Source organism: bacterium, assembly GCA_017744355.1.
Lineage (GTDB): Bacteria > Cyanobacteriota > Sericytochromatia > S15B-MN24 > UBA4093 > JAGIBK01.
The window spans coordinates 324,747-348,409 of record JAGIBK010000004.1 but is presented as its reverse complement, the minus strand read 5'-3'; the positions used below and the strand labels follow the sequence as shown (position 1 = coordinate 348,409).

At 68.2% G+C, this 23,663-nt stretch carries 16 protein-coding genes; 9 read left to right on the top strand and 7 right to left on the bottom strand.

The window, feature by feature from the left end; genetic code table 11:
* Positions 1 to 4: 4 nt before the first annotated feature.
* A complete protein-coding gene (locus J7643_12505; protein ID MBO9541402.1) occupies positions 5 to 1,366 on the bottom strand; it encodes a hypothetical protein in 1,362 nt (453 codons plus the stop codon).
* A 320-nt stretch (positions 1,367 to 1,686) separates the two neighbouring features.
* On the opposite strand from J7643_12505, the gene J7643_12500 reads away from it, so the two are divergent.
* Positions 1,687 to 1,878: a ferredoxin gene (locus J7643_12500; protein MBO9541401.1), complete on the top strand. Its 192-nt coding sequence runs from the start codon at positions 1,687 to 1,689 to the stop codon at positions 1,876 to 1,878.
* Here the strand turns inward: J7643_12500 and J7643_12495 are convergent.
* The 3 genes from J7643_12495 to J7643_12485 all read right to left on the bottom strand — a co-directional run bounded on the left by J7643_12495 (position 1,868) and on the right by J7643_12485 (position 8,871).
* Positions 1,868 to 4,129 (bottom strand): carboxypeptidase regulatory-like domain-containing protein, encoded by a 2,262-nt coding sequence (locus tag J7643_12495; GenBank protein ID MBO9541400.1) that lies wholly within the window; start codon positions 4,127 to 4,129, stop codon positions 1,868 to 1,870. The genes J7643_12500 and J7643_12495 overlap by 11 nt on opposite strands.
* A 68-nt stretch (positions 4,130 to 4,197) precedes the next feature.
* Complete coding sequence (locus J7643_12490; protein ID MBO9541399.1) at positions 4,198 to 5,718, bottom strand: GAF domain-containing sensor histidine kinase; 1,521 nt, start codon at positions 5,716 to 5,718, stop codon at positions 4,198 to 4,200.
* 231 nt (positions 5,719 to 5,949) lie between these two features.
* A complete protein-coding gene (locus J7643_12485) occupies positions 5,950 to 8,871 on the bottom strand; it encodes an AAA family ATPase (protein ID MBO9541398.1) in 2,922 nt (973 codons plus the stop codon).
* A gap of 181 nt (positions 8,872 to 9,052) precedes the next feature.
* On the opposite strand from J7643_12485, the gene J7643_12480 reads away from it, so the two are divergent.
* Together J7643_12480 and J7643_12475 are read left to right on the top strand one after the other, a co-directional pair.
* Complete coding sequence (locus J7643_12480) at positions 9,053 to 10,585, top strand: YifB family Mg chelatase-like AAA ATPase (protein MBO9541397.1); 1,533 nt, start codon at positions 9,053 to 9,055, stop codon at positions 10,583 to 10,585.
* Positions 10,586 to 10,621: 36 nt separating this feature from the next.
* Positions 10,622 to 11,230 carry an alpha/beta fold hydrolase gene (locus J7643_12475; protein ID MBO9541396.1) on the top strand — a complete coding sequence of 203 codons (609 nt, stop codon included), beginning with the start codon at positions 10,622 to 10,624 and terminating at the stop codon, positions 11,228 to 11,230.
* Between the two features lie 134 nt (positions 11,231 to 11,364).
* On the opposite strand, the gene J7643_12470 is transcribed toward J7643_12475, so the two are convergent.
* Both J7643_12470 and J7643_12465 read right to left on the bottom strand, forming a co-directional pair.
* Positions 11,365 to 13,275 (bottom strand): O-antigen ligase family protein, encoded by a 1,911-nt coding sequence (locus J7643_12470; GenBank protein MBO9541395.1) that lies wholly within the window; start codon positions 13,273 to 13,275, stop codon positions 11,365 to 11,367.
* Positions 13,276 to 13,441: 166 nt separating this feature from the next.
* Positions 13,442 to 13,627, bottom strand: a complete 186-nt coding sequence (locus J7643_12465; GenBank protein ID MBO9541394.1) for a hypothetical protein — start codon at positions 13,625 to 13,627, stop codon at positions 13,442 to 13,444.
* A gap of 140 nt (positions 13,628 to 13,767) precedes the next feature.
* On the opposite strand from J7643_12465, the gene J7643_12460 reads away from it, so the two are divergent.
* From J7643_12460 to J7643_12450, 3 genes are all read left to right on the top strand, one after another.
* Positions 13,768 to 14,589 carry a carbohydrate ABC transporter permease gene (locus J7643_12460; protein ID MBO9541393.1) on the top strand — a complete coding sequence of 274 codons (822 nt, stop codon included), beginning with the start codon at positions 13,768 to 13,770 and terminating at the stop codon, positions 14,587 to 14,589.
* A gap of 106 nt (positions 14,590 to 14,695) precedes the next feature.
* Entirely contained in the window at positions 14,696 to 15,190 is a 495-nt protein-coding gene (locus tag J7643_12455; protein MBO9541392.1) for a hypothetical protein, read from the top strand.
* A 166-nt stretch (positions 15,191 to 15,356) separates the two neighbouring features.
* Positions 15,357 to 17,165 carry a long-chain fatty acid--CoA ligase gene (locus J7643_12450; GenBank protein MBO9541391.1) on the top strand — a complete coding sequence of 603 codons (1,809 nt, stop codon included), beginning with the start codon at positions 15,357 to 15,359 and terminating at the stop codon, positions 17,163 to 17,165.
* A gap of 6 nt (positions 17,166 to 17,171) precedes the next feature.
* Here J7643_12450 and J7643_12445 read toward each other — a convergent pair whose 3' ends face one another.
* Positions 17,172 to 17,573, bottom strand: coding sequence for a hypothetical protein (locus J7643_12445; protein ID MBO9541390.1), 402 nt, complete (start codon positions 17,571 to 17,573; stop codon positions 17,172 to 17,174).
* A 315-nt stretch (positions 17,574 to 17,888) separates the two neighbouring features.
* Here J7643_12445 and J7643_12440 point away from each other — a divergent pair, with 315 nt between their 5' ends.
* The 3 genes from J7643_12440 (at position 17,889) to J7643_12430 (ending at position 23,659) form a co-directional block, all read left to right on the top strand.
* The gene (locus J7643_12440; protein ID MBO9541389.1) at positions 17,889 to 20,462 is read left to right on the top strand and encodes a hypothetical protein; all 2,574 of its coding nucleotides are present in this window, start codon (positions 17,889 to 17,891) and stop codon (positions 20,460 to 20,462) included.
* Between the two features lie 13 nt (positions 20,463 to 20,475).
* Positions 20,476 to 21,363 carry a M28 family peptidase gene (locus tag J7643_12435; GenBank protein MBO9541388.1) on the top strand — a complete coding sequence of 296 codons (888 nt, stop codon included), beginning with the start codon at positions 20,476 to 20,478 and terminating at the stop codon, positions 21,361 to 21,363.
* 160 nt (positions 21,364 to 21,523) lie between these two features.
* Positions 21,524 to 23,659, top strand: coding sequence for a DUF1926 domain-containing protein (locus tag J7643_12430; protein MBO9541387.1), 2,136 nt, complete (start codon positions 21,524 to 21,526; stop codon positions 23,657 to 23,659).
* Positions 23,660 to 23,663 lie beyond the last annotated feature (4 nt).

Genomic DNA, 23,663 nt, shown 5'->3' with positions numbered 1-23,663 from the left:
GGGTTCAGAGGTGGAGCAGGCGGATCTGATGGTTGCTGGTATCGGAGATGAAGAGGCGGTTGTCCGGCGAGATGGCGAGGCCCGCGGGATAGTTGAAGCTCGCGGATGCCGCGGGGCCGTCATTGCCGAGGGGCTTGAGCTCGGAGGTTGCGCCGGGTTGGCCCGAGGCCAGCGAGAGAGCGCCGGTCGTGCGATCGAAGCGCCGGAGGGTGTGATCGGCGTTCGAGACGAAGTAGAGGTGACCGTCACGGTCAAATGCCAAACGCTTGGGGCGAGCGCCGCCGAAGGCGCTCGCGTCGAGGCGATAGGCCTTGCCGGCTTGCATGTCCTTGCCGAAGATTCGGCCGGCTTTCTTGCAGAGCACGGTGACCTGGGCGGGGTACTCGCTCGCCGCGGCGATGTTGCCATCGTGATCGACGGCAAGTCCTGCCGGTGAGCCGAGATAGGAGGCGAGCGGATCGCTGCCCTCGGGGCCAGGCGCCTGGCCGCCCCCGCCGATGATCGGGGTCAGGCTCGCGGTCGCCGAGGATACGGCCGAGAGGCGGTAGACGAGGCCTTCGCCGTCGCTGCTCAGCAGGATGTGGCCATCCGAATCCAGGGCCATGCTGTAGCCGATGAAGTAGGCTTCGGGGTCGCTGCCGTTGCCGGTGAGGACGGGGTAGATGCGGCCGGCCTGGCGATTACGGCCGTACATCTCGCCGTCCTGCTTCGGGATGACGCACAGCCGGGTGTCGTCGGTCTGGAGCCAGATGTTGCCGTCCTTGTCGGCGAGGACGTTGTAAGGGTTCGCGAGCAGGGCTTGCGTTGCCTGCGGCTCGGAATCGAGACTGGCGGCGCCCCCACCCGCGACGATGCTGATGGTGCCTGCCGGGTCGATGCGGACGATGGTGGCGTTGTAGTTGTTCGCGACGAGGAGGTCACGGCCGTCCCACCAGATGCCGTCGGGCTGGTTGAGCAGGGCGATGCGATCGGCCAGGCCTGCCCCGGCCGCGAGGGGCGACCCCGCGAAGCGCTTGATGATGGGAGACAACTCGACGGCAAGATCGGTGCTGCGGTTGCGCAGGACTGAGAATGTCGCCTCGGCGCCCGCGATGTTGACTTGAGCGGCCGAGTCGGCCTGGACGCGCAACTTGTAGCCCGTGCCGGGGATCAGGGAAATCGAGACCGTGGATTCGCCCTGTGAAAGGGAGCGGTGCGCCACCGCCTCGCCCGAGGCGTTCTCGACCGTGAGCGTGAGCTTGCTCGTTGCGAAGGGAAGGGCCTGGGTCAGGCGGGATGCAGGCCAGCGAACGGTCAATTTCACGTCACCAAGCTCGGCAGGGGCCATTGAGGGGCGCTCGACCGGATGGAGGAGAGGGGCGGTCATGCAGCCGGCTGACGCCAGTGCGCAAAGAACTGTAATGATGCAGGACGCCCGCTTCAATTTATTACCTCGACCACATCGCTGAAAACAAGACAGCCCTTGCTGAATAGCTGCTTAGCACTTGTTGACATTAACGAAAATCGATCGGTCGATCAAGGGTTATTTGAATGATTGGTTGCTGTGATTAGATTTCGATATTGAGATGGTGCTAAAGTTGGGTCGTTAAGCGCGTTTCAGGGTGTTAGTAGGGTGTTAATTTTGTCAAATCGCGGGGTAGAGGATGTGCAGGCATCCAAGCAAGGGTTAGAGAGGGAGTTTCAGCCATGAACGTCAGCGTGAATGCGGCCAAGTGCACCAGAAAAGGGGTTTGCTATGGGACCGGCTCGAACGGCTGCCCGACGGTCTTTGCGCAAGGGGGCGACGGCAAGGCGATCGTCATCCAGACCCCGACGACCGATTTCAATGTCTACAATGCGCAGGCGAACTGCTGTATCGGTGCCATCACTATTTCGTAAGCGAGTGTCGCGGGATCAGTAGAGCGACTCGCTGGTTCGAACCGTCCACGAACAGCACGCGACCGTCCGGCCTCGGGAGAACCGAGGCCGGAAGTGTTAGGAAGCCTGCTCCGGCGTTGACGCCATGGCCGGGCGCGCCGCCGATCCCTTGTTCCCGGCGGGCTCCGGCGACCGTGACGCAGGTGCCATCAGGCGACAGGCGCCGGATCACATGGTTGTCGTCGGTGAACCACAGATGGTTTTCCGCGTCGAAGGCTAGACCTCTGACCTGAGAGACGCGAAGGTTGGCGAGATCCTTGCCGTCCGGGCCGTCCCCAGGGCTCAGGCCCCCGATCAGGGGGTAGAGCGAGCCGCTCGCCATGGGGATCCCGAAGTAGGTGCCGGGCTCCCGGCAGTCGAAGTAGATCCGGCTCCAGCCCCCGATGACGAGGTTCCCGAGTGTATCGATCGCCAATGTGTAGACGCTGCCGATGGGGGCGCTCGTAGACGGAGCCTGGGTGAAGTTTCCCCCGGTACCGCCGCTGCCCGCGACGAGATAGAGCCTGCCACTCGGATCCAGGCGGTAGACCTGGTTCAGCACGCTGGAGGTGAAGTAAAGGTTGCCGTTGCGGCCGAAGGCGAGCCCCAAGGGTGCGGTCAGGTTGCTTTTCGTGCCGGGCTCGCCCTCGCGGGGCGAGCCGCTCACCCCGGTGCCTGCGATGGTGTAGATTCGATTGGCCTTCATCGCGAGGCCGAAGCGGATCTGGTCGCGGGTGGGAACGTAGCGGATACGGTGCTGGACTGCGTCCGAGATGGCGAGTCCACCGTCGGCGTCGACCGCGAGGCCTCGGGGGTCTGTGAGCTGGGCTGAGGTCGGGGGAGCGTCATCGCCGAACTCTGTGCCGCCTCCTGCGAAGGTCGAAAGCAGGTTGTCCGATGAGATGGCGCGGACGGTTCGCTTGCCTGCCACCTCACTGACGTAGAGAGTCTGGCCGTCGGGAGAGGCGGCGAGGCCTAAGGGCAGAGCAAAGCTGCCGGTCAGAGCGCTCCCCCCGTCGCCGAAGCTGCTCAAGGTGCCATTGCCGGCGATCGTTTCGAGGCGGTAGGGCGTGCTGGTGACGGCAGCCCTGTCGAAGAGCTTGCCACTCGTCGCCTGGATGCGGGTGAAGCCCTCGCCGGTCGCGGTGAAGACGGCACCGGGGTTCAAGGTGCCGGCGCCCGCGTAGCTGGTGCTCCATTCGAGGGCCGGCGAGGCGACGACGTGGCCCCGGTCGTCCTGGGCCACGGCGGTGAACTGCTGCACGTCGCCGGGGTAGAGGCCGACCAGCCGTGGCGTGACGGCGATGCTGCTGATGACCGTGAAGGGGAGCGGGTTGCTCCGGACCCCGTCCGAGACCAGCACCACCCCGCCGCTCGTGGCCCCGTCGGGGACGGTCACCTTGATCGTCGTGTCGCTCAGGGGATCGAGCTTGACGGCCAGGGTGTTGCCGAAATAGACCTGCAGGACCTTGTGCTTGCTGACGCCGAAGTTCTCGCCGTTGAGCGTGATCTCGGCCCCCGACGCGCCGTTGGTGGCGCTGAGCGAGACGAGCTTGGGCGCATCGAGCGCGAGCTGCAGGTCGGCGCGGGTCGTCTCGTTGGGGCGCACCACGACTCCCTCGACCACGGCGGGGGCGTACGAGGGGCGCATGGCTGCAAGCGCGTAGCGGCCTTCGGGCACGTCTTCGAGGGCGTAGGAGCCGTTGGTATCGGTCTTGGCCACCCGGTCGGTGCCGGGGATGAACACGTCGGTGCCGAGCAAGCTGCCGGTGCTCGTGGCCGAGACTGTGCCCCGGATCCGGCCGGTGGGCTTCACGGTCAGGGTACCGAGCAACACCTTCGCCCCCGGCGCCCCCTTGGCGACGCTCACGCCCACCTTGAGGGCCTTGAGGCCCGCCTGGGAAGCGGCCTCGACCGCGACGCTGCCGAGGGGCGAGTTCTTGATAACGAAGTGGCCTTGCGTGTCGGTCGTCACGGCTACGGGCGGGGCGTCTTCGTTGACGATCCCTTCGACGCGGTAACGGGAGGCGTAGGCGCGCACAGCGGCTCCGGCGACCGGGCGGCCGCTCGCATCGACCACCTCGCCCTCGATGAGCGGGATCGTCTGAGAGACGCCGTCGGGGGCGCCGGGAAGCTTCAGGCCGTTCGTGCCTTGCTTGAGCTCGCAACCCGCCATCGCCACCGCACCGGCGAGCAGGAGCGCTTGGATTCGAGAGCGGGGCATATCGTTCATCGGACCTCTGAAGGCTCGCTCGTTCGCCTTTACTTTAGCCGAACCGCCTGCCGGGAGCAAATTCGAGCTCAATCTGGCTGAACGATCGGGAGCGTCACGTAGAACGTGCTGCCCACCCCTTCGCGCGAGGTGAAGGCCAGGGTGCCGCCGGCAGCTGCCACCAGGCGTTTGGCGGCAGCGAGGCTCGCACCCGAGCCGCCCCTGCCGGGGTCCGCCTGGAAGCCTTCTTCGCCGATGCGCGCCTGGTATGCCTGAGAGATGCCGCAGCCGTTGTCCGCCACGTAGATCGTGGCCCAGCCTTCGTCCTGCGCGAGCCAGAGCCGAACCCGCCCGCCGGGGCGCGAGAAGCGCCGGGCGTTGTCGAGCAAGGTGGCGAGCACTTCCGAGAGGTGGGTTGCATCCAGCGCGACGTGGTCCTTGGCGTGGGACTCCGCGCGCAGGGTGAGGCCGGCCGCCCGGAACCTGGGGGCCTCTTGGCGCAGGAGGGCTTCGAGTGCCTCGCCGAGCGGCGCGGAGGCCGAGGTTTTGACGGCAAGGCCCCTGGGTCGCACCTGGGCCGCGTCCGCAGCGGCGAGCTGGGCTCGCTGCGCTTCTGCCAGGCGATGGTTGGCGGCGATCAGGGCCAGCTGATCCGCGAGCGCGAGGGCGAGCCGGGTCTCGTAGAAGCGCAGGGGCTCATCGTTCGGCCAAAAGAGCATCAGGACCCCCTCGGGGGCGGCCTCGTCCCCGAAGGCGACCCCGAGCACGTGGGACACCGGGGCGAGGGCTTCGAGCCAGCCTGCTTCGGCCGGCGTGAGAGGCAGCTCGCCCACCGTGAGCAGGGTCGCGCGAGAGGGAAGGGCGATCGCCGAGAGCAGGTGGGGCCATTCGCGCGGATCCCAGGCCCCCTGCTCGAAAGCTTTGCGCAGGTCGGGGTCGCCCTCGGTGGCGAGCGCTTCGAGGGCGAAGCCGCCATCCCCCCGCAGGGCGATCGCCGCGTGCTGGGCGCCGGTGAGGTGGCGCAGGTGGGTGACGGCGTCCACGAAGAGGCCCGTGCCGCCAGCGGGGGACTGGGCGAGGCGAGAGATGGCGAGCAGGGCCTCGTTCTCGCGGCGGCTTGCCGCCAGGCGCGCCGAGAGGATGACGTTCTCGAGGTTGCGGCTCAGGGCAGGAGCCTTGGCGGCAAGACGCTCGAAGTCGCGCTCACCGAGCTCGACCTGCTCAGAAACGAAGAGCGCGAGGCCAACCGGGAGCCCGCGCAAGAAGAGAGGATAGGCGAGTGTCGAGCGGCCCTTCAGGGTCTGCTGGTCGAGGGCTTCGGCGTCCTGGTACAGGGTGAAGGCCTGAGGCTTGCCGTCGAGGAGCACGCGGGTGAGCGGGGCCGTCGCGACGCGCAGCACCGGCGCGAAGTCGCTCGAATCCGGCGGCGTGATGACGGCCTTGAGGGCCTGCTCTTCGTCGAAGTAGGCGTAGAGCGCCCCGCTCGCGGAAAGCTCGTTCGCAAGGGCTTCGAACAGCTCGTTCAGCTCGCTGGCATCCGGGTCCACCGTGGGCGACGGCTGCTGATCGCCAGGACTTCCCGTCCCCCAGCCGACGAGTCCGAGTCCCAACAACCCCGCGGCGGTCGTGACCAGCGCCGGGTGACGCTGGTCGCTCCAGCCCAGCAGCCAGGCGCCCAGCGCAACGCCGCCCCACAGCGCGAAGGGCGACAGGCGCTCAAGTTGGACGCGTAGACGCTGGCGAATAGGAGGGCTCCTGTTTCAAGTTTTAATGACGAATGATTTAGGCCCAGAAGAATGTCAACTAATTTGCGATAAATATATCACTCACGACCTGCCGGATCAACCCAGCAGCGCCTCCAGGGCACACAGGTCCGGTCGGGCGCCGAGCGATGCGAGCAGGGCGCGGGCGCGAATGAAGGCGTCGTGCGCCTGTGCGCGCTCGCCCTTGGCCGTGAGGGTCTCGCCCCAGGCCATCAGGCTGCGTCCGAGCTCCAGTGGGTTGCCGAGTCGGTCGTTGAGCTCGACCGACTCCCAGGCGAGGGCGAGGGCTTCGTCGTGGTGGCCCGCGCGCTGGGCGAGGATGGCGTAGCCCCTCAGGGCGACGGCGAGCGGGGCCTCGCGCGAAAGCCGGTGGCTCAGGTCGCGGACCCGGGTGAGGAGCTGCCGTGCGCGCCGATCGTCGCCGGCAGCGATCGCGGCCATTCCCGCGATCTGGTAGACCTCGGCGAGGATCTCGCCTTCGCCGACCCGCTCAAGGCGCGAAATCGCCTCGTCGAGGCAGGCGCGAGCCCCGGAGTGGTCACCCCGGCGCGAGAGGGTGTTGCCCAGGTTGCACAGGGCGGCGGCGATGCCCGGCTGTTCGTTCATCTGCTGCTTGAGGGCGAGCGCGCGGCGGTAGCGGCGCTCGGCCTCGTCGAGCTCGCCCCGGTTGAGCAGCACGTGGGCGGAGTTGTTGAGGGCGATGGTCTCGTGCAGGCGCTCGCCGAGGCGCTCGAAGGTGCCGATCGCTCCCTCGAAGGCCGCGAGCGCCTCGTCCCAGCGCCCCAGCTCGTAGTAGGCGCTCCCCAGGTTGCTCAGGCTGCCGGCGACGGCGGCCTCGGCCCCGAGGCGTTCGCGCATGGCGAGCGACTCCTGGTAGAGGATCAGGGCGGCGGCCGGTCCTTCGAGGCGATAGGTGGCGATGCCCCACAGGCTGTAGGCGAGGGCGCGATCGAGGCTCGCAGGCTCCGGCAGGTGGTCGAGGGCGGCCTGCGCGAGCGCGCGGCATTGCCCGAAAGCGCCCTGGCGCAGGGCGAGCTGGGCCTCGGCCAGCACGAGGCTGGCGTGGCTTCGCCGATCGACCGGCGAGAGCGCGGCCTGCCCCTCATGCAGGTAGGAGGCCGCGAGGCCGTACTCGCCTTGGTTGGCGAAGGCGGTACTCGCAAGCAGGGCGTGCTGGAGCCGCGCCTCGCCCACGAGCAGGCCCTGGAGGGCGCGCAGGTGATCGCATGCTTCTTGCAGCTCGCCGCTCGCGACCAGGACCTCGGCGAGCGAGAGGCGCAGGGGGTGGGCGTCGGCCTCGTCGTTCGAGAGCAAGAGGGCCTGTTTGAGCAGCTGGCGGGCTTCGGCGAGCGCGTGGCGCTTGCGGGCCTGCTCGGCGGCGCGGCGCAGCAGGGGCCGGGCCAAGGCCGGTTGGTCGCTGCGCAGCAGGTGCGAGGCGATCTCGGTGAGGGGGGCGCCCCCGCGCTCGAGACGCTCGGCATGCTGGGCGTGCAGGGCTCGGCGCCGCTCGGGGGGGATGACGTCGTAGGCGGCCTCGTACAGCAGGTGGTGGCAGAAGCCGACCGAGCTGGGGGATTGCGGCGGGACCTCGAGGATCCGGGCCTGCTTGAGGCCGCCGAGGCCGTACTTGAGCTCGAGGGGCGGCAGGGCCTGGGCCAGCTGGTCGTGCTCGACCACGGGCCCGAGGGTCGCCAGGGTCTCGAGCACCCGCCGCTCGATGGCGCTCAGGGGGGCAAGACGCTGCGCGAGGTGCCAGCGCAGCGGATCGGGCAGATCCCGAGGGGCGACGGCGCCGTGCGCGCTCGCCTCGGCGAAGGCATGCAGGTAGAGGGGATTGCCCCCGCCACGCCGGCACAGGGTCGCGCGGGCCTCGGCATCGGTCTCGGGGCAGAGGGCGGTCATCAGCGAGAGGGCCTCTTCGGAGCCGAGTGGCCGCAAGGAGATCGCGACCTCCCCGATGCCCATGCCCCCGTAGCGCTGGTGGATGTCGCCGGTGCGCTCGGTGCCGAGGATCAGGAGCGGCGCGCGCTTGCCGCCGAAGGCGATCTCGGCGATGAGGCTGTCCAGCCACTGCAGGGAAGCCTCGTCGCTCCAGTGCAGGTCTTCGAGGGCCAGCACGAGCGGCTTGGTTCGCGCCTGCGCGAGGAGCCAGTGGTTGAGGGTCGTGAAGGCCCGGAACTGGAGGTGCTTGGGCTGGAGGGTGGAGCCCGTCTCGCGCAGGCCCAGTAGGTACGCCAGGTCTTGCCCGGCCTCGCCCAGCTGGTCGAAGAGGGTCGGGTCGGAGGCGAGCCAGCCCCCCGCGAGCGACGCGAGCAATCCGTAGGGGCGGGCGCTGCCGTCCGGCTGGCAGTGAGCGGCGGCGATCGCATCCGCCTCGCCGGCCATGGCGAGGAACTCTCGGAGCAGGCGGCTCTTGCCGATCCCGGCCTCGCCCTGGAGGCTCACCAGCAGGGGGCTGCCCTTGCGTGCCGTTTGCCAGCAGGCGCGTAGCTGAGCGAGCTCGTTGGTGCGCCCGACGAGCGGCGCCTGCGGGCTGCCCGTCGCGCAAAGCCGAAAGCCGCCGGCTTCAGGGATGGGTTCGAACCATCGGTAGGGGTGGGCGAGACGCTGGAAGGCTTCGGTCGCGACGATCTCGCCGGGGAAGGCCTGCTCGACGAGCGCCGAGAGCAGGGCGCGATCGCGCGTGCTGTTGCCGGTCAGATACGGCTGGACGTGGAGCGCGGCGCTGTAGGGGCCGCCCACGGGACTTGCCATGAGGGCTTCGGCGAGCTTGATCGCCCGTTGCAAGGCGGGCTCGGGCGCGGGCAAGAAGGCGAGCAGCGTCACGGTGCCCGACTGTTCGAGCACCTGCGCGTCGAAGCGCGAGGCTGCGCGCGCGAGCGGTGCTTCTGAGGCCACGGCGGGAACGAGCGGGCGTGGGTCGTGCGAGACGATCCAGGCCAGTGCGCACGGAGCCGTCAGCGGATCCGTCGATACGTTCGCGAGCTCGGACGTGGTCACGGGGCCCCCTTTTGGCGCAAAGCCAGAAACCACCCTGAATGCGAGCAATGAAGCAAGCCTTTTTATTCTATCACCCGAGCAAGAGAAAGATTAACGCGCCTGAAGGAGAAGTTGACTAAATTTAAGTTTATTGATGATAAAATGTTAACTTGTTTGCACATCATGTAGGCGAGGAAGCGAGATGCTAGCGAAGGTTCACAGCGGGGCGGTGCTCGGGGTGGACGCCTACGTGGTGGAGGTCGAGGTGGACATCGCCACTGGCTTGCCCGGCTTCTCGGTAGTGGGGCTCGGGGACACCGGGGTCCAGGAGAGCCGCGAGCGGGTCAAGAGCGCGATCCGCAACTCGGGCTTCGCCTTTCCAGGACTGCGCTTGACGGCAAACCTGGCCCCCGCTGATGTCAAGAAGGCGGGCCCCAGTTTCGACTTGCCCATCGCCGTGGCCATCCTCGCCGCCTCCGACCAGGTGCCGGCCGAACGTCTCGAAGGCCTGCTGCTGGTGGGCGAACTCTCCCTGGATGGCTTGCTGCGACCGGTCAGCGGCATCCTTCCCATCGCGCTGGCGGCGGCGCGCGCGGGTTACCGGGCGCTCGTCGTCCCTGCGGCCAACGCCGGTGAGGCGGCGCTGGTCGAGGGGATCGCGGTGTACGGCGCCGCCTCGATCTCGCAGGTCGCTGGCTGGCTCAACGGCGCGACTCCCCTGGAACCGACCCAGCTGGACCGCGACGCGCTCTTCTCCCAGAGTGACGCTGAGCTACCCGATTTCGAGGAGGTAAAGGGGCAGGTGTTCGCGAAGCGGGCGCTGGAGGTTGCGGCGGCGGGCGGTCACAACGTCATGCTCGTCGGGCCGCCGGGCTCGGGCAAGACCATGCTCGCGAAGCGCTTGCCGAGCATCTTGCCCCCGCTCGATCTGGCGGAGAGCTTGGAGGTGAGCAAGCTATACAGCGTTGCGGGCCTGTTGCCGCCCACCATCCCGCTCATCACCGCGCGGCCCTTTCGCTCACCCCACCACTCCATCTCTCCGGCGGGCCTGGTGGGCGGTAGCTCGGTCCCTCGTCCCGGTGAGATCAGCCTGGCACACCATGGCGTTCTTTTTTTGGACGAATTGCCCGAGTTCAGGAGAGATGTTCTTGAAGTGATGCGCCAGCCGCTCGAGGATGGGGTGGTAACGATCGCGAGGGCGCAGATGACGCTTAGTTACCCGGCGCGCTTCACCCTGGCGGCCGCGCTGAACCCCTGTCCTTGCGGCTATCGGGGGGATCCTGCCCACCCCTGTACCTGCTCGGCTCATCAGGCCGAGCGGTACTGGACCCGCCTGTCGGGCCCCTTGCTCGATCGCATCGACCTTCAGATCCAGGTGCCTCGCCTCTCGCAGGGGGACTTGATGGACGGGAGCCTGAGCGAGTCGTCGGCCTCCATCCGTTCGCGGGTACTGGCGGCCCGCGACCGTCAGCGCCGGCGCTTCGAGGGGCTTGCGGGGGTGCACTGCAACGCCCAGATGACCTCGCGCCAGGTGAGGCAGTTCTGCGCGCTGGATGCAGCGGGGGGCGAGCTGTTGAAGCAGGCGATCGCGCGCCTGGGCCTCTCTGCGCGCTCCTTCGACCGGATCCTCAAGGTGGCGCGCACCATCGCGGACCTGGCTGCAAGCGACGGGGTCCTCTCGCCGCACGTGGCCGAGGCCATCCAGTACCGCACCCTCGATCGAGGCCGGGCCTGAGGCGAGTGGTAGGATGGGGCGACGAAGGAGGACGCCATGGTCCCAGACCTCCCCCCGCCCCACAACCCGGTGCTCCTGGTGCACGGCATCGATGACACGGGCCGCGTCTTCGACGCCCTCGCCCCCAAGCTCAAGGCGGCGGGCTGGCACGTCGAGACGATCGACATGCGCCCGAACAACGGCGACGAGAGCCTGGCGGTGCTCGCCGAGCAAGTGCGCGACAAGGTCTCGCGCATGCGCCAGACGACGGGGGCCTCGCGGGTGGATCTGGTCGCCTTCAGCCTGGGCGGCATCGTCAGTCGCTACTACCTCCAGCGGCTCGGGGGCACCCATCAGGTCCGGCGCTTCGTCACCGTCTCGAGTCCGCACGCGGGTACCTACACGGGCTACGCCCGCTGGAACCGGGGTGCGACCGAGCTGCGCCCGGGCAGCGTCTTCTTGGCGGATCTCAACCGCGACTGGTCGAAAACGGCTGAGCAGGTACGGGTGACGAGCATCTGGACGCCGCTCGATCTCATGATCGTGCCTTCCAACAGCTCGGAGCTTGCGGGGGCGCGTAACCTCACGGTGCCGGTCCTTCTGCATCCCTTGATGCTCGTCGACAACCGCTGTCACGCGCTGGTGCTCGAAGCCCTCCAAGATTGAAAAGAAGACCCCCGCCGGTGTGCGGCCGGCGGGGGCGGGTGAAGGGTTCTTCCGATGGGTCCCAGTATCCGGGATCCGGTCGTTCGGCGCGCTGAGGCCCGTCACGCCCGGAGCGTGATCGTGCTTTCGCTCGCTTACTTGCTGCCGGCCTGGACGGGGGTGCCCTTGGTGGCCTGGTCCAGGATCGCGAGGCGCTCGCTGACGGCCTTCGAGATGTCCAGCCCCGCCGGGAAGTAGTGGAGGGCGTTCTGGTACTCGGCGCGGGCGTCGTCGAGGCGGTTCACGCTCTCGTAGACCCGGCCCAGGTAGTAGTGCAGGGTCACGTCGTCGTAGCTGCGCTGGGCGGCGAGCAGCTCCTTCTCGCTCTCGTCGAAGCGGCCGTAGACCGCATAGATCAGCCCCATCAGCAGGCGCGCGTCGCCGCGCTCGGGGTCCAGGCGGATGGCCTGGTCGAGGGCCACCTGGGCCTCGGGAACGCGGCCCGCCTTGTAGAGCTCCTGGCCCTGCTTGGTGAGCTTGTCTGCCTGGTAGGGGTTCCAGACGCTCCAGCAGACGGCGAAGGTGACGAAGGCGACGGCGACCGGCAGGGCGTAGGTGTAGACGGCGAGCTGCGCGGGGCTGTAGTCGGGCGTTTGAGCCTCGGGGCTCGAAGCGCGCCGCTGCTGGGTCCAGACGCCGCCCGCCAGGCCCGCCACGCCCACGGCGAGCGCGGACGACGAGGCGATGTGGAAGGGGAAGCCGAAGATGGCCGAGCCCGCCATGGCGACCACCCCGGTGATGCCGCCGAGCACCAGCATGCGCTCGCTCAGCGCGATCGCGGGCTGCTTGAGCATCCACCAGGTGCCGCCGCCGGCGAAGCCGAGGAGGACGATGAGGCCCAGCACCAGGCCCAGGTAGCCGGTCTCGCCCGCCAGCTGGATGAAGTCGTTGTGCGCCTGGACGTAGCGGTGGTGCATGGAGGGGGGGATGGCCTGGCCGTTGAAGGTCTTCACCAGGTACTTGAAGTAGAGGATCTTGTAGGTTCCGAGGCCGTGGCCCACCACCGGCCGCTCATCGGCCATGGTCTTGGCCACGTGCCAGGCGTTGATGCGCTGCTGCGAGGTGTTGTCGGTGCCGGCGGTCTGGAGCTTGGCGATCGCGCGGTTCAGGCCGATGGCCTCGCCCTTGATGGCGAGCCCGCCGCCGACCACCGCGAGGCCCAGGGCCACGGCGATCCAGGTCTTGGCGCTCAGGCGGCGCAGGGCCGTGCCGTAGTTGGCCACCAGGGCGATCGCGGCCCAGGCGAGGCCCAGGAAGAGACCGACCCAGGCGCCGCGGGTCTGGGTTGCCACCAGGCTCGCGCTACCGACGAGGCCCGAGGCGACCAGCGCGATCGCGAGCTTGGGCTGCTCGCGCTTGGCCAAGAGGGCCGAGCCGGCGAGCAAGAGCAAGGGGATGGCGCCGACCAGGTAACCGCCGAGCACGTTCTGGTTGCCGAGCATACCCGCGGCCGAGCCCAGCTTGGCGGGCGCGTCCAGGCCCGCGAAGTAGTTGAGGAGCCACGGCACCTGGGGCAGGCTCCGGCTCATGGCCATGAAGTCCACGTGCTGGTACTGCATCAGGCCGACCACGCTGTTGGCGATGAAGCCGAACAGGACCGGGATCAAGAGGCGCCAGCGCAGCTTGGGGGTGCGGGCCGTGACGTCGCTGAGGGCGATCCAGAAGCCCAGGTACGCGACCATGTTCCACCAGCTCGCAAGGCCCAGGGGAGGAGCCGGCGAGCGCGGCACGGTCAAGAGGGTCCAGAGGACCAAAAAGCCGATGGGGTAGAGCAGGGGCACCTTGCCCACCTCGGACCAGGTCCGGCTGAGGCACCGGGCGATCGCCCACAGGCAGACCGCGAGGGCCACGAGGATCGAGGCGAAGGTGGCCTGGACCGTGCGGTAGGCGTCCACGTTATAGACGTTGATGAGGATCGGGGTGAGGCCGAGGATGAGCCATGCGGCCCCCTCGAAGATCCGATCGAGCGTGCGCACGGCCGGAGATGGCGTCTGGGGATGCGACAACGGGGGCTCCTTTGGCGATCGCGCAAGGTCGGTCGGTGAACGAAGGCTCGCGCGCGGGGCAACTGGGACCGCCCCCTATTATACTGGAATCCCTTTTCTTGTCAGGACGCGCCAACGACGAGCGCCCCGGCCTAAGCCGGGGCGCGATGGTGGCTTGGAGCGGCGCTTATACGGCCTGCTTGCGGTTCTTGAGGAGCCCCTGGTTGATGGCCGCTTCGAGGCTCTTCTCGCTGACGAGCCAGGAGCCGTGATTGCGCTCGGCCTCGAGGTGGCCGTCCGAGATGGCGTTGCGGATCTCGCGAGAGGTGATTCCGTAGTTGGCTTCGATGGCCTCGACCGACAGCTTTGCCATGGTCTCCTGCTCCTTCAATCAATGGATTGCGCGAGGACCGGACCGAGGTCCGCGCGCTCGGTTGCCTACGGCCCTTATACCCTCGGATGCTTACGATCTACCTATTTGCCGATCGCTGGATCCAAGTCTAGAATGCTCCTATGAAGAAGCTCCGTGCCTGGCTTTTGGGCCTCGTCCTCCTGGCGCTGACCCTGTTGACGGTCGGCCCTTTCGCTTGGCTGCTCGTGACCGCCCTCAAGGGCCCCGGCGAAAACATCTTCGCCTACCCGCCCAGCCTGTGGCCGAGCGCGCCGACCCTCGACAACTTCCGCCTGGTGCTCGACGCGGTGCCGTTCGCCCGCTACTTCGGCAACAGCGTGGGGGTCAGCGTGGTCTCGGTGGTGCTCAACGTGGCGCTCGCGAGCCTTGCGGCCTATCCCCTCGCGCGGATGCGCTTCAAGGGCGCCCGCGGGATCGAGGCGGGCCTGCTCGCCACCATGATGGTGCCCCTGCCCGTTCTCATGATCCCGCTGTTCCTGCTCATCAACCGGATGGGCCTCATGGACAGCTACGCGGGCGTCATCCTGCCCACCGCGGTCAACGCCTTCGGCATCTTCCTGATGCGCAACGCCTTCCTCGCCATCCCTCGCGAGCTCGACGAGGCCGCGATCATCGACGGGGCGAGCCACTGGCAGATCTTCTGGCGGGTGCTGCTGCCGCTGGTGACCCCGTCGCTCGCGACGCTCGCGATCTTCGACTTCGTGGCGGCCTGGGGCGATTTCCTGTGGCCCCTGTTGGTCCTCAAGAACCCCGATCGCTACACCCTGCCGGTGGGCATCGCCTACCTGGCGGGCACCTTCTCCGCCAACTGGCGCCTGATCGCGGCGGGGGCGGTGCTTGCGATCGCGCCGATCCTCGCGGTCTTCCTCTTCCTGCAGCGCTTCTTCGTCGAGGGCCAGACCTCGGGGGCGGTCAAGGGGTAGTTTTACCAAAGCTTACCCTTTGCTTTTTTTCGACTTTACCGAATCCGGGTCCGCGGACGCCATAACCTCCTTGAGCACGATTCAACGCTTCCCGTAGGAGGTTCCCATGCCGAACGCCGTCGCCAACTTCACGAGTGCCTTTGCCCGCTACAAGGCGGCCACGGCGGCGCCTCTCGGGCAGCTGACCCCCCCGCAGCAGCCGTCGGCGCAGCAGGCCCAGACGGTGAACCCCTACGCCTCGACCTACCAGCCTGCAGCCAACCGGCCGGTAGCGGGCGGAGCGCCGGGCCCCATCTCGGCGACCCTCGAGTCGCTGCGCGGCCTGGTCAAGGACAAGGGCTACGACGAGTTCGTCCAGAAGAAGGCCCCCGCGATCGACCAGGCTTTGCCCCTGGTGCTCGGCCTGGTGGGTTTGATCAAGGGCCAGGTCGACCAGCCGAAGGCCCCCCAGCAGGTTCCTCAGCAACCGGCCTACGCGACCCCGACCTACGTGCCCACCCAGGCCCAGAGCCAGCCCCAGCCCGAGTGGGCCGCTCAGGTCAACCAGGGGATCCAGGGAGTGGCCGGCCTGGTCAACCTCATCGGAGGCCTCTTCAAGTAAGGGTTTTCGCCCCCTTCGCCTCGATCGCGACACCCGCACGCCGTGCGGGTGTTTTTGCTTTATGAAGGATTTGCACGAATTGTAAACTTCTTTTACAATGTCGGGCGACGGTTCTTGAGGACCGATTCGGCTTCGTGCGTCTTTTTCAGAGGGGGTAGCAAGACACATGGTCACCACCGTTCCCGCGATGTTCCAGGCGACGATCACCCGCTTTGCCGAGCGCCCCGCGCTCTTGGCCAAGGAAGGGGGACGCTACCGGCCCACCTCCTACAGCGAGGTGGCCCGCAAGGTGGATGCGCTCGGCGCCTACCTGCTCGAGAGCGGCGTCGGGGTCGGCGAGCGCGTGGCCCTGTTGAGCGAAAACCGCCCCGAGTGGGCCATCGCCGATCAGGCGGTCCTCGGGATCGGGGCCGTGGACGTGCCCCTCTACCCCACCCTCGACGCCGAGGCGATCGCCCGGGCGCTCAACGATTGCGGCGCCTGCGCGGTCATCGCCTCCACCCCCGCCCAGCTCGCCAAGCTGCGGCAGATCGCTTCCAAGGTCCCTTCCCTGCGCTTGACGCTGGTCTTCGACGAGCCCCTCGAGCCGGTCGACGGCCTGGTGACCTACCACGAGGCCCTGGTCCGGGGCGAGGCCCTGCTGTCGCGCCACGCCGGCGAGCTCCGCAGCCGCCGCGAGATGCTGCGTCCGGACGACCTGGCCTCGATCGTCTACACCTCGGGCACCACCGGCGCGCCCCGGGGGGCCATGCTCACCCACGGCAACCTCACCTCCAACGCCCACGCCTCGGTCTCGGCCCTGGGCCTGACCCCCGATGACGTGGCCCTCTCCTTCTTGCCGCTGTCGCACGTCCTGGAGCGTAGCGCCTGCTACGCCTCGCTGGCGGTCGGGGCCTCGGTCGCCTATGCCGAGCGCCTGGAGACCCTCGCCCAGAACCTCGCGGAGGTTCGGCCGACCTTCTTCTGCGCGGTGCCGCGCATCCTCGAGACCTTCTACCGTCGCACCATCGCCCAGCTCGAGGCCGAGGCTCCCCTCAAGCGCGAGCTGTTCTGGGCCGCCCTCGAGATCGGCGAGTTCTTCCACAAGGTCATGCAAGAGGACGGCCGGGTGACCTTCCCGACCAACGCCCTGTACCACGCCGCCGACCGGCTGGTCTTCAGGCAGGTGCGCGAGGCCCTCGGCGGCCGCCTGCGCTTCATCGTCTCGGGCGGGGCCCCCCTCTCGCACGAGCTGGGCTGCTTCTTCCAGGCCGTGGGCGTGCCGGTGGCGGAGGGCTACGGCCTGACCGAGTGCGCGCCGGTCCTGACCCTCAACCCGCCCGAGGCCATCAAGCTGGGGACGGTCGGCCGCGCCCTTCCCGGGGTGACCATCCGCCTGTCGGCGGACGGCGAGATCATCGTGCGGGGCCCCAACGTCATGAAGGGCTACTGGAACGACGAGACGGCCACCCGCGAGGTCCTCGACGCCGAGGGCTGGCTGCGCACCGGGGATCTCGGAGAGCTGGACGACGAGGGCTATCTGACCCTGGTCGATCGCAAGCAGGAGCTGCTGGCACTCGCTGACGGCCTCAAGGTGGCGCCGCAGCCCATCGAGCGCCGCCTCCTCGCCCATCCCCTCGTCGCTCAGGCCATGCTGCTCGGCGAAGGCCGCCGGCACATGACCGTCCTCCTGGTGCCGGAGCTGGGCGAGGCGGCGCGTATCGCGGCCGAGGCCGGCCATGACTGGAAGAACGACGTGGAGCTCGTGTCGCTCTCACCCGTGCGCGAGGCGCTGCACGAAGTCGTCGAGGCGGTGAACGCTGCCCTGTCCGCTCGCGAGCGGATCCAGCGCTTTCAGGCGCTCGCCCACGCCTTCACCTTCGAGGGCGGCGAGCTGACCCCGACCTTCAAGCTGAAGCGCCGAGTGGTGGCGGACAAGTATCGCGAGGAGATCGAGACCCTCTACCGCGACAAGGTCCTGGCCAAGACGCGGTAGCGCGAATCAGGCCTGCGCGAGGCGCATGGCCATCGGGCGAATGTCCTCGATCGCAAAAAGCAGGGCGCTGGCGCTGCGGGTCTTGCCCCCTTCGGGCGAGACCCGCGCGACCACTTCCTGGCCGTTGGCGAGGTGCTCGAGGGCTTGATCGGGCGTGAGCGTGTGGCCGTCGGCGTCCTTGAGGATCCCGCCGGGGCGCTCCGTCAGGCGCTTGAGCAAGGCGAGCGCCTGGGTGGCCTCGCCCGACGAGAGGGCGCTGGCCGTGGCACTCAGCGAAAGCCCGTCCGGGTGTCGCTGGGGCCTGGAACCTTGGGGATCGGGGCGCTTGGAGCGCTCGTGGGGGCGGGGAGCCGAGTGCGCCCACTGGGGGCGATGCGGGGAGTTCCCGGGGCCGACGAGGTTGCTCATGGCGTGCTCCTGTGGTCGAGGGGCGCGATCGCGGTTAGAGCTTAAGACCCGGGAAGGGCGCTTTCGGTTCCCGGGCGTTCTGGATCTCTTCCCCGGATCCGGCCGTTTAACGTGATCGAAACGAAGATTTCACGGCGCTGGGGGCGCCTTTTCAATCCATCGAAACTCGGCTACCCTGTCTGGAATCGGCTCGGCCATCAACCATCAGCGCCTGCGGCTTTTCCGTAGGGCTGCGAGAGATGGGGGCAGCGCAGGCAAGATGATCGAGAGCTCATCTCTCGCTGACCCGAAGGAAAGACATTAGGAGTTTGCCGCTTGCAGACCAAAGAAGTCGTCGTCGTTCCTCACACCCACTGGGATCGCGAGTGGTACCGCACCTTCCAGTCCTACCGCCTGCGCCTGGTGGAGGTGGTCGATCGGGTCCTGGACCTGCTCGAGCAAGGGACCCTGCCGCACTTCCTCTTGGACGGCCAGACGGTGATGCTGGAGGACTACCTGGCCATCAAGCCCGAGAACCGCGAGCGGCTCGCTGCGCTGGTCGCTGCGGGCAAGCTCGCCATCGGCCCCTGGTACATCCTGCCCGACGAGTTCCTCGTCAGCGGCGAGAGCCTGATCCGCAACCTGCAGTTCGGCCGGCGCCTGATGCGTCAGTTCGGCGAGACGCGCTCGGTCGGCTACTTGCCCGATATGTTCGGGCACGTTTCCCAGATTCCCGCCATCCTGCGCGGCTTCGGCATGGACCGGGCGGTCATCTGGCGCGGGGTGCGCCTCGACGACGAGCAGTTCTGGTGGGAGGCGCCCAGCGGCGAGCGGATCGCGACGACCCTGTTGCCGAGCGGCTACTGCAACGTCCTGTTGTGGGGCGATTTGCCCCTCGAGGTGCGCATGGCGCGCTTCGACGAGTTCCTCGAACTGCACAAGCACGACCGGATGCTCTTGCTCTCGGGCTGCGACCACCTGGCCCCCAACCCCGAGCTGCCTTCGATCGTCCAGGCGATCCAGCAGCGCTGGGGTGAGGGAACGATCCGCCTCGGCCGCCTGGAGGATGCCTTCTTCGCCGCGCCCGACGGCGCGCCGGTGGTCAAGGGCGAGCTGCGCTCCTTCGGGGTGGGCCTCGCCTACCTCTTGCCCGACGTCCTGTCGGCGCGTATGTACCTCAAGCAGGCCAACGCCGAGGTGCAGACCCTCTTCGAGCGCTACGTGGATCCCCTGAGCGCCCTGGTGACCAAGCTCGGCGTCGAAGTGCCCGAGGGCTACCTCCAGGAAGGCTGGCGCAACATCCTCTTGAACCAGCCCCACGACTCCATCTGCGGCTGCTCGATCGACGCGGTCCACCAGGAGATGATGTCGCGCTTCTCCGAGGCCCGCGAGCTGGGGCAGGTCTTGCTGGACCGGGCCATGCTCGCGATGGCGCCCAAGGGCGATCGCCCGGGTGCGCTGGTCTACAACCCCTTGAGCCAGCCGCGCAGCGGCCTGTGTCAGGTTGCGATCGAGTGGCCCCGCGAGGGGGCGCCCGACGAGGCGCACCTGGTCGATGCGGCCGGCAACCCCGTGCCCTGCGTGCTGGACAAGGTCGAGGACACCGAGGCTTTCTACTCGGACATCGACCTCTTCCCGGACTGGCGGCCGGTCAAGCGCTTCACCTTCAGCGCCTGGCTCGAGGAGGTCCCGGCCATGGGCGTCACCGCCCTCTACGCGGCGTCCGGCGCCCCGCAGCCGCTGGAGCCCGTGACGGCCTCCGGCCCCTACAGCATCTCCAACGAGTTCTTGCGCCTCTTCGTGAAGGATGGGGCCCTGCACCTGGAGGACCTGGAGTCCGGGGTGGTGTACCCGGACGTGCATGCCTTCGAGGACGGGGCGGATGCGGGTGACGAGTACAACTACTCGCCCCCCGAGCGCGATCGCCTGGTCCACAGCCAGCTCGAGCACTGGATCGTCGAGAAGGTCACGCCGGTCGAGGCGGTCCTGAGGGTGGTCTATCGGCTGGAGCTGCCCGAGGCCCTCACCCCGGACCGGACGGGCCGCAGCAAGCGCAACGTGGCCACGATCGTGCTGAGCCGCTTCACCCTGCGCGCGGGCTCGCGAGCCGTCGAGGTCGTGACGGAATTGGACAACCGGGTCAAGGACCACCGCCTGCGCGTTCGCCTCGGCACGGGCCTGAAAGGCGATGTCCGGGTGCTGAGCGAGAATCAGTTCGCGGTCACCGAGCGCAAGCCGACCACTCGCCTGCCCGAGCTGCCGGTGGCCCGCCACCGGGAGGCCGACCCCACCACCTTCCCCCAGCAGGGCTGGAGCGCGGTCGAGGGCGAGAACTCCCTGATGGTCGCCAATGTCGGCCTGCCCGAGGCCGAGGTGGCCCCCGGTCCCGAGGGGGCCTGGGCGGTCTACGTCACCCTCCTGCGCTGCGTCGGTTGGCTCTCTCGCGACGACCTGCGCACCCGGGGCGGCGGCGCGGGCCCCAAGCTCGAGACCCCCGAGGCCCAGTGCCTCGGCCCCCAGCGCTTCGCCTACGCCCTCTTGCCCTACCGGGGCGACTGGAGCGAACCCCAGCTCGAGGCTCATGCCTTCGGCGCGCCCTTCCTCGTTCGGGGCTTCGGCGGCGATCAGGCTTCGCTCTCGGGGGGTAAGCCCCTCCATGAGTGGCTCTCCATCGGGGATCCGCGCCTGGTGGTCAGCACCGTCAAGCGCGCCGAGGGCTCCGAGCACCTGGCGATCAGGCTCTACAACCCGACCGCGGAGCGCGTCGAGACCGATCTCGGCGTTGCGCTGCCGCACCGCGCTCTTGCAACTTCCGACCTGACGGAGGCTCCCGGCCGTGAGCTGGGCGCCGGTTCGATTCGACTGGAGGTAGCGCCCGGTGAGATCGTTACGCTGCTGGTCATGGGGTAGCCGAGCCCGCCTGATGGCGTCGGGCTGGCTCAGTCTCTCGCTGCTGCTCGCGGCGAGCGTCGCTCAGGCGGCGCCCCCCGCGAGCGTCTCGGGGACGGCGGCCTTTCGCCACCTGGAGGCCCAGGTAGCCCTCGGGCCGAGGGTGCCTGGCTCTGACGCGCATACCAAGGCGATTGCTTACTTCGAGGCCGAGCTTCGGCGCTACGCGCCGCAGGTGAAGCTCGAGCGCTTCTCGGTCAAGGACGGGGGGCGCACCCTGTCCTTGACCAACGTGGTTGCGGTCTTCGCCCCTGGCAAGGGGGATCCCGCCATGGTCGCCGCTCACTGGGACTCGCGCCCGCGATCCGAGCAGGATCCGCACCCCGAGCACCGGCGGCAGCCGACCCCGGGCGCCAACGACGGGGCCTCGGGGGCGGCGGTGGTGCTCGAACTCGCCCGCGCCCTGCGTTCGAGCCCGCCGCCGCGCGAGGTGCGCCTGGTGCTCTTCGACGGCGAGGACTGGGGGGACACCGCCGAGACCATGTTCTACGGCTCGCGCGAGTACGTCCGGCGCCACCGGGGCGATCTGCCCGCCTGGGGCCTCTTGCTCGACATGGTGGGGGACCGGGATCTCGAGGTCCTGCGCGAGGCCAACTCCGACGCGCGGGCTCGCTCGCTCAGTGACCGGGTCGTCAAGACGGCCCGCACCCTGGGCTACGGGGCGAGCTTCCCGGATCGCGTCGGGCCCGCCATCGAGGACGATCACCTGCCTTTCCTCGATGCGGGGGTGCCCTTCGTCGATGTGATCGACTTCGATTACCCTCACTGGCACACGATCCACGACCTGCCCGCCCAGTGTGCCCCTTCGAGCTTGGAGGCGGTCGGGAACGTGGCCCTGCGCCTCGTCATGGCGCCGCGCTAGCTCTGGCTGCCAGCCTTTCCGGATGGTATGGTGTCCTTGGTAGCATTGAGCGCCTGACGAAACTGTTCCTTTTTAGCCGCCTTAGCGGCTGATATCGGCTACTATGCCTGGTTTCATCGGGTGCTCCATATCCGGCCGACCTACTCCACAGGTACTCTCCATGCTCCTCTCCGATCAGCCGACCATCAACTTCACCTTGGGGGTGCACAACCACCAGCCCTTCGGGAACTGGGACTGGGTCATCGAGGAGGCCTACGCCAGCGCCTACTTGCCGTTTCTCGAGGTCCTCGCGCGCCATCCCGGCGTCCGCGTCACGTTGCATTACTCCGGGGCCTTGCTCGAATGGCTCCTGGAGCACCACCCCGAGTTCATCGCCAAACTCAAGGTCCTGAGCGATCGCAAGCAAGTCGAGCTCATCACCGGCGGCTTCCATGCGCCGGTGCTCGCCGTCATCCCTGATCGGGACAAGATCCAGCAAATCGAGCGCCTGACCGCGCTGATCGAGGCCCAGTTCGGCACGACCCCCGAGGGGATGTGGCTCGCCGAGCGGGTCTGGGAGCCCCACCTGGTCAAGCCGATCGCCGAGGCGGGGTGCGCCTGGACGGCCCTCGACGACACCATCTTCAAGGCGGCGGGCCTGAGAGGCCCTCAGCTCTTCGGCTACTACCAGACCGAGGAGCAGGGCCGCATGCTCGAGCTCTTCCCGATCAACTCCGAGCTGATGCGGCTCATCCCGTTCGAGGCCCCCGAGCGCGTCCTCGAGTACCTGCGCGCCAACGCCTCGCCGGACGGCAACCGCATCGCCCTGTGCCTCGACGACGGTGAGAAGTTCGGCGTCTGGCCCAACACCCACAAGGCGGTCTACGAGAACGGCTGGCTCGATCGCTTCTTCCGGCTGCTCGAGGACCACTCCGACTGGATCAACTGCACCACCGTTCGGGACTACCGGGCGGATCGCCGTCCCTTCGGCCGGATCTACCTGCCCAGCGCGACCTACGTGCAGATGCAGGAGTGGGCCCTGCCCCCCGAAGAGGCCAAGCTCTACGCCGAGGCCCGCGCGCAGCTCAACGAGCGCCACGGCAACTTCCTGCGCGGGGGCATGTGGCGCAACTTCCTGGTGCGCTACCCCGAGAGCAACAACCTCCACAAGAAGATGCTCCTGGTCGCCGAGAAGGTCGAGGCCGCAGGCCGTCCCCCCGAGGCCCAAGAGGCCCTCTGGCAGGGGCAGTCCAGCGATCCCTACTGGCACGGGGTGTTCGGAGGCCTCTACCTTTCGCACCTGCGCTCGGCCAACTACCGGGCCCTGCTCAAGGCTGAGACCCTCTCGGACGACCTGATCCACCAGGGGGCGGAGTTCCTGGAGGTGGCGGAGCGAGATTTCGACTGCGACGGCAAGCCCGAGGTCCTGATCTCGACCAAGCAGCAGAACCTCTACTTCAACCTGGAGGGGGGCGCGCTCTTCGAGCTCGACTACAAGCCCTGCGCCTTCAACGTGCTGGACACCCTCGCGCGTCGCACCGAGGCCTACCACAGCAAGATCGCCCGCGCCACCACCCTCGAGGCCTTCAGGCGCGAGGGCGGCCTGCGCGCCATCTACGACGTGGTGCTCACCAAGGAGGCGGGTCTCGAGCGCTTCCTCTTCCATGATTGGTACCGCCGGCTCTCCTTCCTCGATCACTTCCTGCACCCGGATTCGCGCCTCGACTCGTTCTACGACATGAGCTACGGCGAGCAGGGGGATTTCGTGAACCAGGCCTACGTCCTGACGCGCGAGGACGGCCCCGACGAGGTGGCCCTCACCTTCAAGCGTGACGGGCACGTGTGGGTCGGCTCCGAGTTCTGGCCGATCACCGTGAAAAAGCGCTTCGTCATTCCCAAGGCGGGCGAGGCCGTGGCGAAAGTGGCCTACACCCTCGAGAACGGCCTGGAGCGCCCGGTGAGCCTCTGGTTCGGCGTCGAGTTCAACGCCAACTTCCTGGCGGGGAACGCTCCGGACCGCTACTACTACAGCCCCGGCACCATCATCCCCGACCCGCGCCTGGGCTCGAAGGGGGAGCTTGCGGATCTCAAGGCCATCGGCATCAAGGACGTCTTCACCGGCATCGACTACCGCCTGAGCTGGGATCGGCCGGCGACGGTCTGGCGCTTCCCCGTCGAGACCATCTCCATGTCGGAGGGAGGCTTCGAGCGAGTCTACCAGAGCTCGTGCATGATGCCCCACTGGCGCCTGGAAATGCCCGCCAAGGGAACCTTCTCGCTCAACTTCGAACAGCGCCTTTCCGACGTGGTAGACTGAAGCC

Bases quoted from the DNA above. Each gene is read 5' to 3' on its own strand.
- J7643_12475 (MBO9541396.1), top strand. From the start codon at position 10,622: ATGGTCCCAGACCTCCCCCCGCCCCACAACCCGGTGCTCCTGGTGCAC.
- J7643_12465 (MBO9541394.1), bottom strand. From the start codon at position 13,627: ATGGCAAAGCTGTCGGTCGAGGCCATCGAAGCCAACTACGGAATCACC.
- J7643_12460 (MBO9541393.1), top strand. From the start codon at position 13,768: ATGAAGAAGCTCCGTGCCTGGCTTTTGGGCCTCGTCCTCCTGGCGCTG.
- J7643_12430 (MBO9541387.1), top strand. From the start codon at position 21,524: ATGCTCCTCTCCGATCAGCCGACCATCAACTTCACCTTGGGGGTGCAC.
- J7643_12500 (MBO9541401.1), top strand. From the start codon at position 1,687: ATGAACGTCAGCGTGAATGCGGCCAAGTGCACCAGAAAAGGGGTTTGC.
- J7643_12455 (MBO9541392.1), top strand. From the start codon at position 14,696: ATGCCGAACGCCGTCGCCAACTTCACGAGTGCCTTTGCCCGCTACAAG.
- J7643_12505 (MBO9541402.1), bottom strand. From the start codon at position 1,366: ATGACCGCCCCTCTCCTCCATCCGGTCGAGCGCCCCTCAATGGCCCCT.
- J7643_12450 (MBO9541391.1), top strand. From the start codon at position 15,357: ATGGTCACCACCGTTCCCGCGATGTTCCAGGCGACGATCACCCGCTTT.
- J7643_12435 (MBO9541388.1), top strand. From the start codon at position 20,476: ATGGCGTCGGGCTGGCTCAGTCTCTCGCTGCTGCTCGCGGCGAGCGTC.
- J7643_12445 (MBO9541390.1), bottom strand. From the start codon at position 17,573: ATGAGCAACCTCGTCGGCCCCGGGAACTCCCCGCATCGCCCCCAGTGG.
- J7643_12480 (MBO9541397.1), top strand. From the start codon at position 9,053: ATGCTAGCGAAGGTTCACAGCGGGGCGGTGCTCGGGGTGGACGCCTAC.
- J7643_12495 (MBO9541400.1), bottom strand. From the start codon at position 4,129: ATGAACGATATGCCCCGCTCTCGAATCCAAGCGCTCCTGCTCGCCGGT.